General features: G+C 62.2%; 12 protein-coding genes. 10 read left to right on the top strand and 2 right to left on the bottom strand.

Features of this window, described 5'->3' with window-relative positions; genetic code table 11:
• The first annotated feature begins 36 nt into the window (after window positions 1-36).
• The 3 genes from B0E42_RS17595 to B0E42_RS17585 all read left to right on the top strand — a co-directional run bounded on the left by B0E42_RS17595 (window position 37) and on the right by B0E42_RS17585 (window position 3,208).
• Window positions 37-957 carry a TIM barrel protein gene (locus tag B0E42_RS17595; RefSeq protein WP_077506927.1) on the top strand — a complete coding sequence of 307 codons (921 nt, stop codon included), beginning with the start codon at window positions 37-39 and terminating at the stop codon, window positions 955-957.
• A gap of 18 nt (window positions 958-975) precedes the next feature.
• A complete protein-coding gene (locus B0E42_RS17590; RefSeq protein WP_077506926.1) occupies window positions 976-2,145 on the top strand; it encodes a Gfo/Idh/MocA family protein in 1,170 nt (389 codons plus the stop codon).
• A 160-nt stretch (window positions 2,146-2,305) separates the two neighbouring features.
• On the top strand, window positions 2,306-3,208 hold the full coding sequence (locus B0E42_RS17585) for a sugar phosphate isomerase/epimerase family protein (protein WP_018613397.1): 903 nt from the start codon (window positions 2,306-2,308) through the stop codon (window positions 3,206-3,208).
• 6 nt (window positions 3,209-3,214) lie between these two features.
• Here the strand turns inward: B0E42_RS17585 and B0E42_RS17580 are convergent, their stop codons facing one another.
• Window positions 3,215-3,673 carry a metallophosphoesterase family protein gene (locus B0E42_RS17580; RefSeq protein WP_077506925.1) on the bottom strand — a complete coding sequence of 153 codons (459 nt, stop codon included), beginning with the start codon at window positions 3,671-3,673 and terminating at the stop codon, window positions 3,215-3,217.
• A 127-nt stretch (window positions 3,674-3,800) separates the two neighbouring features.
• Between B0E42_RS17580 and B0E42_RS17575 the strand changes: the two genes are divergently transcribed.
• The 3 genes from B0E42_RS17575 to B0E42_RS17565 all read left to right on the top strand — a co-directional run bounded on the left by B0E42_RS17575 (window position 3,801) and on the right by B0E42_RS17565 (window position 9,555).
• Window positions 3,801-5,369: a sensor domain-containing diguanylate cyclase gene (locus B0E42_RS17575; RefSeq protein ID WP_033062923.1), complete on the top strand. Its 1,569-nt coding sequence runs from the start codon at window positions 3,801-3,803 to the stop codon at window positions 5,367-5,369.
• 116 nt (window positions 5,370-5,485) lie between these two features.
• A complete protein-coding gene (locus B0E42_RS17570; RefSeq protein WP_077506952.1) occupies window positions 5,486-7,486 on the top strand; it encodes a U32 family peptidase in 2,001 nt (666 codons plus the stop codon).
• 329 nt (window positions 7,487-7,815) lie between these two features.
• A complete protein-coding gene (locus tag B0E42_RS17565) occupies window positions 7,816-9,555 on the top strand; it encodes a dipeptidase (protein WP_077506924.1) in 1,740 nt (579 codons plus the stop codon).
• A 140-nt stretch (window positions 9,556-9,695) separates the two neighbouring features.
• Here the strand turns inward: B0E42_RS17565 and B0E42_RS17560 are convergent, their stop codons facing one another.
• Window positions 9,696-9,923 (bottom strand): DUF3079 domain-containing protein, encoded by a 228-nt coding sequence (locus B0E42_RS17560; protein ID WP_018613405.1) that lies wholly within the window; start codon window positions 9,921-9,923, stop codon window positions 9,696-9,698.
• Between the two features lie 204 nt (window positions 9,924-10,127).
• Here B0E42_RS17560 and B0E42_RS17555 point away from each other — a divergent pair, with 204 nt between their 5' ends.
• From B0E42_RS17555 to B0E42_RS17540, 4 genes are read left to right on the top strand one after another with little or no spacing between them, the layout of a single operon-like run.
• Entirely contained in the window at window positions 10,128-10,658 is a 531-nt protein-coding gene (locus B0E42_RS17555) for an iron transporter (protein ID WP_053179515.1), read from the top strand.
• A 2-nt stretch (window positions 10,659-10,660) separates the two neighbouring features.
• Window positions 10,661-11,005 carry a cupredoxin domain-containing protein gene (locus tag B0E42_RS17550; RefSeq protein WP_018613409.1) on the top strand — a complete coding sequence of 115 codons (345 nt, stop codon included), beginning with the start codon at window positions 10,661-10,663 and terminating at the stop codon, window positions 11,003-11,005.
• 22 nt (window positions 11,006-11,027) lie between these two features.
• A complete protein-coding gene (locus B0E42_RS17545) occupies window positions 11,028-11,882 on the top strand; it encodes an FTR1 family protein (protein WP_077506923.1) in 855 nt (284 codons plus the stop codon).
• Window positions 11,870-13,237, top strand: a complete 1,368-nt coding sequence (locus tag B0E42_RS17540; protein WP_077506922.1) for a 4Fe-4S binding protein — start codon at window positions 11,870-11,872, stop codon at window positions 13,235-13,237. Before B0E42_RS17545 ends, B0E42_RS17540 begins: the two co-directional genes overlap by 13 nt.
• Window positions 13,238-13,821: the final 584 nt, after the last annotated feature.

The following is a 13,821-nucleotide window of genomic DNA, read 5'->3' as shown; positions in this document are numbered from 1 at the left end:
CCAGCCCATAACAATAAACACAGCCGGAGTGCTTCCATGGCCATTCACATCTGTACAGCGCCCTGCTGTTGGGGCGTCGACGACGTCAAGAACCCGTTCCTGCCACCGTGGCGCCGGGTGCTTGGCGAAGCCGCCGAGGCTGGCTATCGCGGCATTGAACTGGGGCCTTATGGTTACCTGCCGCTGGACGGAACCCTTGTTCAGGCCTTGTCTGAACACGATCTCCAGATCGTCGCCGGGACGATTTTCGACGACTTGGTCAACCCCGCCAACCTGCCTGAATTGCTGCGCCAGACTCACGACATCTGCGCCCTGCTCAAACAACTGCCGCCCATGGCGCAGCAAGCCGGCCAGCGCCATGCCGGGCCGTATCTGGTAATCATCGACTGGGGCCACGAGGCGCGCGACTACGCCGCCGGTCACTCGGACCGCGCCCCGCGCCTGGACGATGCTCGCTGGAACACGATGATGGCGCACATCCGCGCCATCGCTGACATCGCCTGGCATCAATACGGCATCCGCGCCGTCATCCATCCCCACGCCGGTGGCTACATCGAGTTCGCCGATGAGTTGGCGCGCCTGGTGGACGACATTCCCGATGAAGTCGCCGGGCTGTGCCTGGACACCGGGCATCTCTATTACGCAGGCATGGACCCAGTCGCGTCGCTGCGCACCTACGCCCATCGCCTGGACTACCTGCACTTCAAGGACATCGACCCGGTGGTGCTCGACCAGGTGCTGAACGAACACATCCGCTTCTTCGCCGCCTGCGCCCGCGGCGTGATGTGCCCCATCGGGCGTGGCGTCATCGATTACCCGGCGCTGCACAGCCTCGTGCATGAATTGGGTTATGTGGGCTGCATCACCGTCGAACAGGAGCGCGACCCACGCAACGCCGGGAGCAGCCTCGACGACGTGGCCGCCAGCCGCGCCTACCTGGCCCGCATCGGTTTCTGATCACACAAGGACAACGTCATGATCAACGGCAGCAAAACAATCACACGGCCCATACGTTGGGCCATGGTCGGTGGCGGCGAGCACAGCCAGATCGGCTACATCCACCGCTCGGCCGCCCTGCGCGACCGGAATTTCGAACTGGTTGCCGCGGCGCTGGATATCGACCCTGCACGCGGCCGGGCCTTTGGCGAGCAACTGGGTATCGACCCCCAGCGCTGCTATTCGGACTACCTCAGCCTGTTCGAGCTGGAAGCACAACGCCTTGATGGGATTGAAGCGGTGTCGATCGCCACGCCCAACGGCACTCACTACGCCATCACCCGAGCCGCCCTGGAAGCCGGGCTGCATGTGGTCTGTGAAAAGCCGCTGTGCTTTACCCTCGAGCAGGCCGAGGCACTGCGCAGCCTGGCGCACGCCAAGGGACGCATCGTGGGCTTGACCTACGGCTATGCCGGGCACCAGTTGATCGAACAGGCCCGGGCGATGATCGCGGCACAGGCACTGGGCGAGATCCGCATGGTGCACATGCAGTTTGCCCATGGTTTTCACAGCGCACCGGTGGAGGCGCAGAACCAGGCTACCCAATGGCGCGTCGACCCGCGCCAGGCCGGGCCCAGCTACGTGATGGGGGATGTCGGCACGCACCCGTTGTATTTGTCCAAGGTGATGCTGCCCGATCTCAAGATCAAACGCTTGATGTGCAGCCGACAGAGCTTCGTCGCCAGCCGCGCCCCGTTGGAAGACAACGCCTACACCTTGATGGAATACGAAGGCGGCGCCATGGGCATGGTCTGGTCCAGCGCCGTGAATGCCGGGTCCATGCACGGGCAGAAAATCCGCGTGATCGGCTCCCGGGCCAGCCTTGAATGGTGGGACGAGCGGCCCAACCAGCTGAGCTTCGAGATCCAGGGCCAACCGGCGCAGACCCTGGAACGCGGCATGGGCTACCTGCACGCCGACGCGCTGGAGGACGACCGCATCGGTGGCGGCCACCCCGAAGGGCTGTTCGAAGCCTGGTCCAATCTCTATCGCCGCTTCGCCCTGGCCATGGATGCGGCGAACCGTGGCGACAACGAGGCGCTGGCCGCCTTGCGCTACCCCGACATCGACGCCGGCGTCGACGGTGTGCGTTGGGTCGAACGCTGTGTGGAGTCAGCCAACCAGGATTCAGGCTGGGTCGGCTATTGACCCCTGTGGCGAGGGGATTTATCCCCGCTGGACCGCGAAGCGGTCCCAAATGGATCTGCTACTACGGTGTATCAGGATGGAATGTCGGGGGCCGCTTCGCGCCCCAGCGGGGATAAATCCCCTCGCCACAGGTAATGAGCATTGCCTAAGGAGAACAACAATGAAAATCGCCCTCGACCCCTACATGCATCGCCACCTGAGCCTGCCGGACCTGTGCCGCAAGACCGCCGAACTTGGCTACCAGTACCTGGAGCTGTCGCCACGGGAAGACTTCCTGCCCTGGTGGGTCCGCCCTCGCGCCCACAAGGAGCGTATCGCCGAGTTCAAGAAAGCCCTGCGCGACCACGATCTGCAATTGGCCTCGCTGCTGCCGATGTATCGTTGGGCCAGCCCCCACGAAGACGAACGCCGGGCAGCGGTGAACTACTGGAAGGAGGCCATCCAGATCGCCGTGGAAATGGGTTGCACCACCATGAACTCGGAGTTTGGCCGCGGGCCGTCGCCTGATCGTGGGCATAAAGTCAGTTGCTGCGGCGGCCTGCACAGCCATGAGTCGAGCGAAGCAGCCTGGTGGCGCTCGATGGAGGAACTGGTGCCGATCCTGGAAAGCGAGGGGGTCACGCTGAACGTCGAACCTCACCCCGAAGACTGGTGCGAAACCCTGAATCCGGCCCTCGACATGCTCAAGACCCTCGGCTCGGACAACGTCAAGTTCCTCTATTGCACGCCGCATACCTTCTATTTCGGCGATGACATGAAAGCCATGATCGCCGAAGCCGGATCGATGATCGCCCATGTCCACATCGCCGACACCTACAACCACAAGGCCTCGTCCGGCCTGCGCTACATCGTCAACCCGCCCGGCGCCAAGGTCACCGTCCACCAGCACATGGACATGCACCAGGGCGAGATCGACTGGGACCTGTTCTTCAGCGAGCTGGCCAAGACCGGCTTCGACGGTATCGTCACCGCTTGCGTGTTCGGCTGGGAAGAACGGGCGGATGAATCCGGACGCTTCATGCGCAAGGAAATCCAGTCCTACGTCGACAAGTACTTCAAGTAAGCATGTTCATTCCAGCAACCGGACTAGCCGCGGCTCGATCGCACTAGCACTCACCTCGACCAACGCCAGCGTCACCGGCAGCGTGAACCGCCGCCGGCCGGCGCTGCCGGGGTTCAGGTACAGCCGCTCGCCACGCCATTCGATGCCCGGCTTGTGGGAATGGCCGCTGATCACCCATTTCACGTCCGGATCGAGTGAATCCTGTACGTCGGCGATGTCGTGGACCAGCAAGACCTGCCATCCACACAGGTCGAACTGCAGGCGATCGGCAAGCGGTCCAGCCCAATCGGCCCCCAGGTCGTTATTGCCGCGCACCACATGCAATGGCGCGATCGACGCCAGTTGATCCAGGATCCCGGGGCTGCCGATGTCACCGGCATGGATGATCCGCTCACACCCCTCCAATGCTGCCAGCGCTTGCGGGCGAAGCAGACCGTGGGTGTCGGAAATGACGCCAACCTTCATGAAATATTTCTCCCAAATCGTGTGTCGCCGGTTGTACCTGCCTCGTCGAAGCGAGCTAACGTGCTGGAATCGAATAAGATAGGCTGCGCATCAATAGCGCGCAGACCTGTCGTAAAAGGAAATGTTGATGCTCGGACGCAAACGGCCAGAGCCAAAGATTGAAAACACTGATGAGGCCTTTTCTCCCCAGAGCACACGGGCTGGAGCAGCATTGCGACTGACCGTGAGTTTCATGCTGGTGGTCATCATCGCGTTTCTGGCCGTCGAAGGCTGGCGCACCTGGCGCGATTACCGTGCCGCTTTTGCGTCTGCCCGCGATTCGGTGACGAACCTGGCACGGGCGACGGCCCAGCACGCCGAAGATACCATTCGACAAGTGGATGTGGTCACCGCCGCCCTCAGTGAACGGGTGGAGGGCGATGGCCTGCAGAACATGGACGTCCCGCGCATCCATAAGCTATTGGTGCAACAGGCCGCCATCATGCCGCAACTGCATGGGTTGTTTATCTATGGCCCGGACGGCCAATGGCTGGTGACGGACAAGGAAGTGATCCCGGAAATGGCGAACAACGCCGACCGTGACTACTTCCAATACCACCGCACCCACGAGGATCGAGGCGTGCGCATCGGTGACGTCGTCAAGAGCCGCTCCACCAACGACCTGATCATTCCCATTTCCCGCCGCCTGAACAACCCCGATGGCTCGTTTGCCGGCGTATTGCTGGGGACCGTGAAGGTCAGCTATTTCGTCGACTACTACGGCGACTTCAAAATCGATGGCAAAGGCGCGCTGGTCCTGGCCAAGCGCAACGGAACAATCCTGGTCCGACGGCCCTTCGTCGCGTCGGTGATTGGCAAGAGTCTCGTGAACAGCGTGATCTTCAGGGAACACTTGCCCACTTCCAACCAGGGCATCGCCGAAGCCAGGGCCGTCGTCGACGACACCGAGCGCCTGTACGGCTACCGGGCCCTGACCACTTACCCGCTGGTGGTGGAAGCCGGCTTGTCCCGCGAATCGATCATCGCGCCCTGGCGCCGCGACCTGTTCAAGACCGGTCTGGTGCTGATTTTCCTGATCGCGATACTGGTGGGTTTCGGGCTCATCGTGTTGAGCCAGCTGCGCTACCGGATGACGATGGAGAAACAGATTCGCACTGCGCACCAGGCCATGCGCGACATGGCGCTGACCGACAGCCTGACCGGGCTGGGCAACCGCAGGCGGCTGGATATTGCCCTGGCCGATGAAATCCGCCTGGCCAGGCGCCAGGGTTCGTCCCTGGCCCTGATCATGCTCGACGTCGATTACTTCAAGCGTTTCAACGACAGATACGGCCATGCCGCTGGCGACGATTGCCTGCGGGCGATTGCCGCCGCGCTCGGGCAGACCATCAAAAGGCCGGGTGACCTGGCGGTCCGCTACGGCGGTGAAGAGTTCACCGTGCTGCTGCCCAACACCGACAGCGCCGGTGCCGCCAAGGTCACGCAGCAAATCCTCGAAGCCGTCAGGGCCTTGAACATTGAACATGGCGACCATCCCTTGGGCATTGTGACCATCAGCGCCGGTGTCACCACCTGCCAGCCGAGCGGAGAGGACGTCACCCCGGCCATGCTGATCAGGGCCGCCGATGCCTTCTTGTACCTGGCCAAGAACACCGGGCGAAACCGTTGGTGCAGCGCCAGCTCGACACCGGAGTGACCCCGGCGGGAGCGCCGCGCATCGGTCAGGATCGTGCAAACCCAAGTCCACAGGTGCCTGTAAGGCGCCTGGCGGCTACAATGCGCGCTTCGACCGTGACCAGCCTGACTAAAAAAATGTCCTTGCCCAAACATCATCTGGAATTGCTCAGCCCCGCCCGCGACGTGACCATCGCCCGCGAGGCCATTCTGCATGGCGCCGACGCCGTGTACATCGGTGGCCCGAGTTTCGGCGCGCGTCACAACGCCTGCAACGAGGTGGGCGATATTGCCCGGCTGGTGGAGTTCGCCCACCGCTACCACGCCCGTGTGTTCACGACCATCAACACCATCCTGCACGACAACGAGCTGGAGCCGGCCCGCCAACTGATCCACCAGTTATACGATGCGGGTGTCGATGCGTTGATCGTCCAGGACCTGGGGGTGATGGAGCTGGATATCCCGCCCATCGAACTGCACGCCAGCACCCAGACCGACATCCGCACGCTGGCCCGGGCAAAGTTCCTCGACCAGGCCGGTTTCTCGCAACTGGTCCTGGCCCGTGAGCTGGACCTGCAGGAAATCCGCGCCATCGCCGACGAGACCGACGCGGCCATCGAGTTCTTCATCCACGGCGCGCTGTGCGTGGCGTTTTCCGGCCAGTGCAACATCTCCCACGCCCAGAACGGCCGCAGCGCCAACCGTGGCGACTGCTCCCAGGCCTGTCGCCTGCCCTACACCCTCAAGGACGACCAGGGCCGGGTGGTCGCCTACGAAAAACACCTGCTGTCGATGAAAGACAACAACCAGAGCGCCAACATCCGCGCCCTGGTCGAAGCCGGCGTGCGTTCATTCAAGATCGAAGGCCGCTACAAGGACATGGGCTATGTGAAGAACATCACCGCCTATTACCGCCAGCGCCTGGACGATGTCCTCGAAGACCGTCCGGACCTGGCCCGCGCGTCCAGCGGCCGCACCGCGCACTTCTTCGTCCCCGACCCGGACAAGACCTTCCACCGTGGCAGCACCGACTATTTCGTCAGCGAACGCAAGATCGACATCGGCGCCTTCGATTCGCCGACCTTTACCGGCGTGCCGGTGGGCGTGGTGGAAAAAGTCGGCAAGCGCGACCTGCAAGTGGTGACCTTCGACCCGCTGTCCAACGGCGACGGCCTCAATGTGCTGGTCAAGCGCGAAGTCGTCGGTTTCCGCGCCAACATCGCTGAGCCCAAGGGTGAGTTCGAAGAGGATGGCCAGAAGCGTTACCGCTACCGCGTCGAGCCCAACGAAATGCCGGCCGGCATGTACCAGTTGCGCCCCAACCATCCGTTGAGCCGCAACCTGGACCACAACTGGCAGCAAGCGTTGCTCAAGACCTCCTCCGAACGCCGCGTGGGCCTGGCCTGGGTTGCACGCCTGCGTGAAGCGCGCCTGGAACTGACCGCCACCAGCGAGGAAGGCATCAGCGCCAGCGTCGCCCTGGATGGGCCGTTCGGCGTGGCCAACAAGCCGGAACAGGCCCTGGAGCAGTTGCACGACCTGCTCGGCCAACTGGGCACCACCGAATACCACGCCACCGCGATCGAGCTGGATGCGCCCCAGGCGTTCTTCATCCCCAACTCGCAGCTCAAGGCCTTGCGCCGCGAAGCCATCGAGGCCCTGACCGCCGCCCGCATCGAAGCCCACCCACGCGGTGGCCGCAAGGCCGAGACCAGCCCGCCGCCGGTGTACCCGGAGTCGCACCTGTCGTTCCTGGCCAACGTCTACAACCAGAAGGCCCGGGACTTCTATCATCGTCACGGCGTCAAGCTGATCGACGCGGCGTTCGAGGCCCACGAGGAAACCGGTGAAGTGCCGGTGATGATCACCAAGCACTGCCTGCGCTTCTCGTTCAACCTCTGCCCCAAGCAGGCCAAGGGCGTCACCGGCGTACGCACCAAGGTGGCACCGATGCAGCTGATACACGGTGATGAAGTGCTGACGCTGAAGTTCGACTGCAAACCCTGCGAAATGCATGTGGTCGGCAAGATCAAGGGGCACATCCTCGACCTGCCATTGCCCGGCAGCACCGCGCAACCCGTGGTCGGCCATATCAGCCCTGAAGACCTGCTCAAGACGATCCCCCGCGCACCGCATTAAACCAATACCCACCCGCTTCCCCTGTGGGAGTGGGTGTTAACAAAACTGGCATCCACCACAGATCCCCTGTGGGAGCGGGCTTGCTCGCGAAGGCGGCATAACAGTCGACGATGATGTTGAATGTGCTGGCCTCTTCGCGAGCAAGCCCGCTCCCACACTGAATGTTGGGTGATTGGAGTGGATTTTTCATTTCTGCGCCGTTTTTGCCTCACTGTGCGACAAATTCCCCCGCCAGACTCCCCTGCCCCACAATCGCCTGTTAGGTTGTAAAGGTTTGTGTCATCAAATCAGACACTTCCCTCCTACCGCCTGCAAAGGAATGCCCAGCAATGGACTTCTCGCTCAAACACCTGGCCGTGACCACCCTGCTGTTGTCCAGCCTCGCTTCGATCACCACACCAGCCTTCGCCAACATCACCGCCCAACAGGGCGCAGCCATCGTCAAAACCTTCTCCAACACCTCAGTCACCGATTTCAGACAATTCCTGGCCGATGTGGCCAAGAGCGACCAGGGCAAAACCGCCAACCTCGGCCCGGCCATCAGCGCGTTCCAAGGCAACAAAACCCTTTCGGCTGAACAGCAGAATGAAATCCACCGCCTGCTGGGCCTCTATGCCCGAGTGAAATACGGCCAGGCGGCCACCGAGACACTGAAGGAACTGGTCGCCATCCCGACCTTTCGCAAGGACGGTGTTGCCCAGCACGAGAACCCGGAATTCCTCAAGATCGCCGACAAGATCAAAAGCCTGTCCGAGGCGTTCAACCTCAACTTCCGCAATGTCGACAACCGCGTCTATGAGATTTCCCTCCAAGGCAGCGGCGACGAAGTCGTCGGCATTCACGCCCATGCCGATGTGGTGCCGGTAACGCCGGAAAACTGGGTGTTGAAAGATGGCACCCGCCTCGACCCGTTCAAGGTCACCCTGGTGGGCGACCGCATGTATGGCCGCGGTACCGAGGACGACAAGAACGGCATCGTGGTCGCGCTCTATGCCATGAAGATCATCAAGGAAGAGAAACTGCCGCTGGCGCGCAACTTCAAGCTGCTGGTCGACACCACCGAGGAAACCACCGGCGACGCCATCCCCTATTATTTCGAACGCAACCCGACGCCCAACTACAACCTGGCACTGGATGGCGGCTACCCCGTAGTGATTGCCGAGAAAGGCTATGGCACCGTCATGGCGAACTTCCCCCGGCGCGCCGCACAGGGCAAGGGCGCGGAAATAACGGCGCTCACCGGTGGCATGGCGACCAACCAGATCCCGTCGACGTCGGTGGCGACCTTTGTCACCGACAAGCCCACCGAACTGGCCGCCAACCTACTCAAGGCCGGTACAGCCTATGCCAAGGCCAATGGCGGCGACTTTGAGGCAAAAAGCGAGGTGGCCGACAACACGGTCAAGCTGACCTTCACTGGCGTCTCGGCCCACTCCTCCGAGCCCGAGTCAGGCGTCAACCCGGTCTCCAGGATGCTGGTGTTCATCAACGGCCTCGACGGCAAAGTCGCGCTCAAGCACAACCACATCACCGACGCCGCGCGCTACGCCACCGACAACTGGGGCCTGGATTACCTGGGCAAAAAATTGGGCATCGGCTTTTCCGACGCGTTCATGGGGCCGCTGACCGCCACGCTGACCTACGTCGGGATGGATGACAAGACCTTCAAGCTGGCGGTCAACCTGCGGGTTCCGGTTGGCAAGCCGACCGAGGCACTGAAGACTGAGATCACCGACAAGCTGTCTGCCTGGACCAAGACATCCCAGGTCGCCGTCGCCTTCGACGCCTCCATTGACGAGCCGATGTACCGCAACCCCGAAGGCGAATGGGTCAAGGCGCTGCTGGCCGTCGCCACGGAGAACCTGGGCATGGAACACAAATACGGCACCTCTGCCGGCGCCACTTCGGTTCATGACTTGCCCAATGGCGTGCAGTTCGGCCTGGCCATGCCCGACGTCAAGTACACCGGGCACAACGACAACGAGTTCAAGACGGTCGAGCAGTTCCTGTTGGACTTGCAGATCGTGACCGAGATGATGGGGCGGATCGGGCAGTTGCCGAAGCTCTAAGGCGCGTGTGATCCATTGTGGCGAGGGAGCTTGCTCCCGCTCGGTTCTGTAGGAGCTGGCGAAGCCTGCGATCTTTTGATCTTTCTCTTGAGATTCAAGTGTTTTTGGGAAGATCGCAGCCTCGTTGCACTCGACAGCTCCTACACCTTCACGTGAGTGGCGCTTGGATCGATGACCTTGGCGGTAATGTCGACCAGCTCCAACCCCCAATCCCCATGTAGGTACCAATCGTCCCCGATCATCTCGGCCGGGTGCATCGTTCGATCGGCACCGTTGCCGCAGGCCAGCGCACTGGTCGGACAGTAACGATCACAGCCCCAACAGATGCGCTCGGGATGTTTGGGACTGATGGGAAAGGGCTTTGCCATGACGACCCCGCATAACCGATGGGTGTACCCGTACCCTACCCCGTCGAGGCACGACCTCCCTTGATCCTGATCAAGAACAGCCGCGCAGCAGCGAATAGGCGTTCGCCGATCAAGAATTCGCGCTAAAAATTGACAAGAATCATTATTATTCGCAGCAAAGCTTCCTAGACTCGGCGCCATCATTTAGCCAACCAGGAAGTCATCATGCGCACACTTGCCACTCTACCTCTGGCCCTGCTGTTTCTCGCACCACTGGCCCAGGCCAAGGAATACCCCATCGGCGAACCGCAACTGTGCCCAGGACTGGAGGTCGGTGCGGTGTACCTGCAACCGATTGAAATGGCACCCGCCGGGATGATGCGGGCCACGGCCGATTCCGACGTTCACCTGGAAGCCGACATCCGCGCCACGGCGGACAACCAGCTGGGCTTCCAGGAAGGCAGCTTCGTGCCCTATCTCAATGTGTCGTTCCAGCTGAAGAAACAAGGCAACGACACCGCACTCAAGGGCGACTTCCACGCCATGGTCGCCAACGACGGGCCGCACTATGGCGACAACGTCAAGCTGCTCGGCCCAGGCAAATATCAACTGACGTTCACCGTCCTGCCACCCGGCGGCCATGGCTCCCTCGGTCGTCATACCGACAAGGAAACCGGCGTGGCGCCATGGTTCGAGCGCTGTGAATTGCACTACGAATTCGTCTACGCCGGGATCGGGAAAAAAGGCGGGTACTGAACATGAATCGCCGATTCTGGCCGTCATACCTGGCCTGGCTGATGCTGGCCGGTCTGCTGCAACCGTCAATCGCCCAGGCTGAACTGCCGACCTACGAGCTGAGCATGCGCGACGGGCATTTCACCCCGTCGCAACTGGAAGTGCCAGCCGGGCAACGCTTCAAGATCGTGCTGAAAAACATCGGCCAGGGCCCGGCGGAGTTCGAAAGCACGCCTTTGCGCGTGGAGAAAGTGCTCTCGCCCGGTGTCACGACCTTCGTGGTCATCCACCCGCTGCGTCCCGGGCGCTATCCGTTTTTCGACGAATTCAATCCGCAACTGCCCGAGGGCGGGATTCTCGCCCAGTAATCGGTCAGCAGGAGGCGTTTGCATGACTCAATCGATGTTTATTGTCTGGCGCGAAAGCGTCGAGGCGTTGTTGGTGATCGGGATTCTCCAGGCCTGGGTCAGCCGGCAACAACAGGCCAGCCAACTGCTGCGCTATGTATGGGCTGGCGCAGCGTTGGGCTTGTTGCTTTCCGGTGTGCTCGCCGGCCTGATCCTGCTGGCCGGCGAGGCCATGAGCGGGACGGCCAATGAATGGTTCCAGGCGTCGTTGGCACTGGTCGCCAGCCTGCTGATCGTGCAGATGGTCGGCTGGATGCACCGAAACGCAAGGACGCTCAAGCATGACCTGACACGCCACGCCGACCAGCGCCTGAGCCGCCAGGGCGGCCTGGGGCTGTTGGTGCTGGCGTTGCTGGCGGTCAGCCGCGAAGGCAGTGAAACCGTGGTGTTCCTGTATGGCGCCGGTGCGCGCCTGCAAGGGCCGCAACTGGGCTTGTTCGCCGTGGGCGCGCTGGCCGGGCTGGTGTTGTCGCTGCTGACCGTCTCCTTGCTGCACAGCAGTCGCCGGTTCATCTCATGGCCGCGTTTCTTTGCCATCAGCGAAGCGATCCTGCTGCTGTTGGGGGCGGCGCTGTTGGTCAGCGGTATCGAGCGGGTCGGCGGGCAACTGCTCGCGATGGATTGGCCCGAGGCGGTGTATCGCGGCATTGGCGACGCGCTGTGGGACAGCAGCGCAATACTCGACGACGGCCATGGTTTCGGCGGGTTCCTGGCGGACTTCACCGGCTACCGGGCCAGCCCGAGTGCGATGACGCTGCTGGTGTGGCTGGGCTATTGGGGCGTCGTCGCGGGCTGGCTGCGGCCGCGCAAGGCGGAAAACCTGCCATGCCCGACCTGAACCCCTGGCTCCAGCGCCTGGGCGACGGCATGCGGCGCCACGGTGCAACCATTCGTGCCGTGCAATGGGCGGTGGTGTTGTTCTACGCGGTGCTGCTGGTGGTGCCGGCCCTGCTGCCATTGCCCAGCGGCCAGGCACGCCTGTTCGACAATCTCACGTTGCTGGCGCAGTTTCTGTTCTGGGGCCTGTGGTGGCCGTTCGTGTTGCTGTCGATCGTGTTGTTCGGGCGGCTCTGGTGTGGCGTGCTGTGCCCGGAAGGCGCCTTGAGCGAATGGGCCAGCCAGTACGGCAAGGGTCTCGGGGCGCCGCGCGGATTGCGCTGGGCTGGCTGGCCGACCTTGGCGTTCTGCCTGACCACCCTCTACGGTCAACTGATCAGCGTCTACGACTACGCCCAGGCGGCGTTGCTGATCCTGGGGGGCTCCACCGTCGCCGCGGTGATCGTCGGCCTGTTGTTCGCCCGGGGCAAGCGGGTGTGGTGCCGTTACCTGTGCCCGGTCAGCGGCGTCTTCTCCCTGCTTGCTCGCTTGGCGCCGGTGCACTTTCAGGTGGACGAACAACGCTGGCTGGAAAACCCGGCACCGCGTCGCCCTCCTCCCAACTGCGCGCCCTTGCTGGACATCCGCCGTATGCGCGGCGCCGCCGATTGCCACGCCTGTGGTCGCTGCAGCGGCCAGCGCGATGCGGTACGGCTGATTGCCCGCTCCAGCAGCGAGGAAATCCTGCACTCGACGGCTGACACCCTCTCGCCCTGGGATGTTCGCTTGCTGTTGTTCGGTGTCATAGGCCTGGCCATGGGCGCCTTCCAGTGGACCGTCAGCCCGTGGTTCATCGACCTCAAGCAGAGCCTGGCCCAATGGCTGGTCAGTCATGATTGGCTCTGGGCACTCCAGGACAATGCGCCCTGGTGGCTGTTGACGCACTATCCGCAACTCAATGACAGTTTCAGTTGGCTCGATGGTTTTTGCATCGTCGCGTACCTGGGCATGAGTGCGCTGCTGATCGGCACTTCGCTGATGCTGCTGATGCGCCTGGCGGCACGCCTCTCGGGGGATAACGCACAATATTGGCCCTTAGCCATCACCCTGACGCCCCTTGGCGGTGCAGGGTTGTTCCTCGGCTTGTCGGCCACCACGGTCAAACTGTTGCGCTATGAAGGACTGCTGCTGGAATGGGTCCAACCGGCTCGGGCCGTGTTGCTGATAGCGGCGATAGCCTGGAGTTTATGGCTGGGCTGGAAACGCCTGCAGCAAACAGAGGTATCACCGATCCAGCGATTGCCAGCCATGGCATGCCTGGTCTTGGCCAGCGGCCTGGTGGGTTATGGCTGGTGGTTGCAATTCTGGGGATGGTGAGCAAGGGATTGCGGGTGTTCACAGCATCCGGGTTCGACACAAACCCCTTGTGGGAGCGAGCCTGCTCGCGAAGATGTCGGCACATCCAACATCACCACAAGCTGACCCACCGCTATCGCGAGCAGGCTCGCTCCCACAGGGGGGCCCGGGTTTTCACAGCATCTGGATTCGACACAAAATTCTTGTGGGAGCGGGCTTGCTCGCGAAGGGGTCGGAACAGCCAACATCATCGCAGACTGATCCGCCGCTATCGCGAGCAGGCTCGCTCCCACAGGGGGTTGCGGATACTCACTGCATATGGATTCGACACAAAATCCTTGTGGGAGCGAGCCTGCTCGCGATGACGTCAGCAGCATCAGCATCGATGCAAGCTGACCCGCCGCTTTCGCGAGCAAGCCCGCTTGTATGGTAGGACTTGAAGGGAGGAGGAGGGACAAAGCTCGATTCTGACTGTTCGCGCAGTACAGACCGTGGGAGATTTCACCCCTCCTCCTTTCACCCAAGCGCCGATAAAGAATGCATCTGGCCTAGACCGACGATAGGAACAAGCCTGCGCCTCTGGGTGAACCCTTCAAGTGTTCAAA

The organism is Pseudomonas sp. A25(2017) (genome assembly GCF_002001065.1).
In the GTDB taxonomy this organism is placed as follows: Bacteria; Pseudomonadota; Gammaproteobacteria; order Pseudomonadales; family Pseudomonadaceae; genus Aquipseudomonas; species Aquipseudomonas kilonensis.
Note: the sequence above shows the minus strand (reverse complement) of the source record. Positions and strands in the feature narration are given on the sequence as shown.

What these genes read in the sequence shown, in the direction of transcription:
- B0E42_RS17585 (WP_018613397.1), top strand. Translation starts at nt 2,306, where the DNA reads ATGAAAATCGCCCTCGACCCCTACATGCATCGCCACCTGAGCCTGCCG.
- B0E42_RS17595 (WP_077506927.1), top strand. Translation starts at nt 37, where the DNA reads ATGGCCATTCACATCTGTACAGCGCCCTGCTGTTGGGGCGTCGACGAC.
- B0E42_RS17590 (WP_077506926.1), top strand. Translation starts at nt 976, where the DNA reads ATGATCAACGGCAGCAAAACAATCACACGGCCCATACGTTGGGCCATG.
- B0E42_RS17565 (WP_077506924.1), top strand. Translation starts at nt 7,816, where the DNA reads ATGGACTTCTCGCTCAAACACCTGGCCGTGACCACCCTGCTGTTGTCC.
- B0E42_RS17545 (WP_077506923.1), top strand. Translation starts at nt 11,028, where the DNA reads ATGACTCAATCGATGTTTATTGTCTGGCGCGAAAGCGTCGAGGCGTTG.
- B0E42_RS17540 (WP_077506922.1), top strand. Translation starts at nt 11,870, where the DNA reads ATGCCCGACCTGAACCCCTGGCTCCAGCGCCTGGGCGACGGCATGCGG.
- B0E42_RS17570 (WP_077506952.1), top strand. Translation starts at nt 5,486, where the DNA reads ATGTCCTTGCCCAAACATCATCTGGAATTGCTCAGCCCCGCCCGCGAC.
- B0E42_RS17575 (WP_033062923.1), top strand. Translation starts at nt 3,801, where the DNA reads ATGCTCGGACGCAAACGGCCAGAGCCAAAGATTGAAAACACTGATGAG.
- B0E42_RS17550 (WP_018613409.1), top strand. Translation starts at nt 10,661, where the DNA reads ATGAATCGCCGATTCTGGCCGTCATACCTGGCCTGGCTGATGCTGGCC.
- B0E42_RS17555 (WP_053179515.1), top strand. Translation starts at nt 10,128, where the DNA reads ATGCGCACACTTGCCACTCTACCTCTGGCCCTGCTGTTTCTCGCACCA.
- B0E42_RS17580 (WP_077506925.1), bottom strand. Translation starts at nt 3,673, where the DNA reads ATGAAGGTTGGCGTCATTTCCGACACCCACGGTCTGCTTCGCCCGCAA.
- B0E42_RS17560 (WP_018613405.1), bottom strand. Translation starts at nt 9,923, where the DNA reads ATGGCAAAGCCCTTTCCCATCAGTCCCAAACATCCCGAGCGCATCTGT.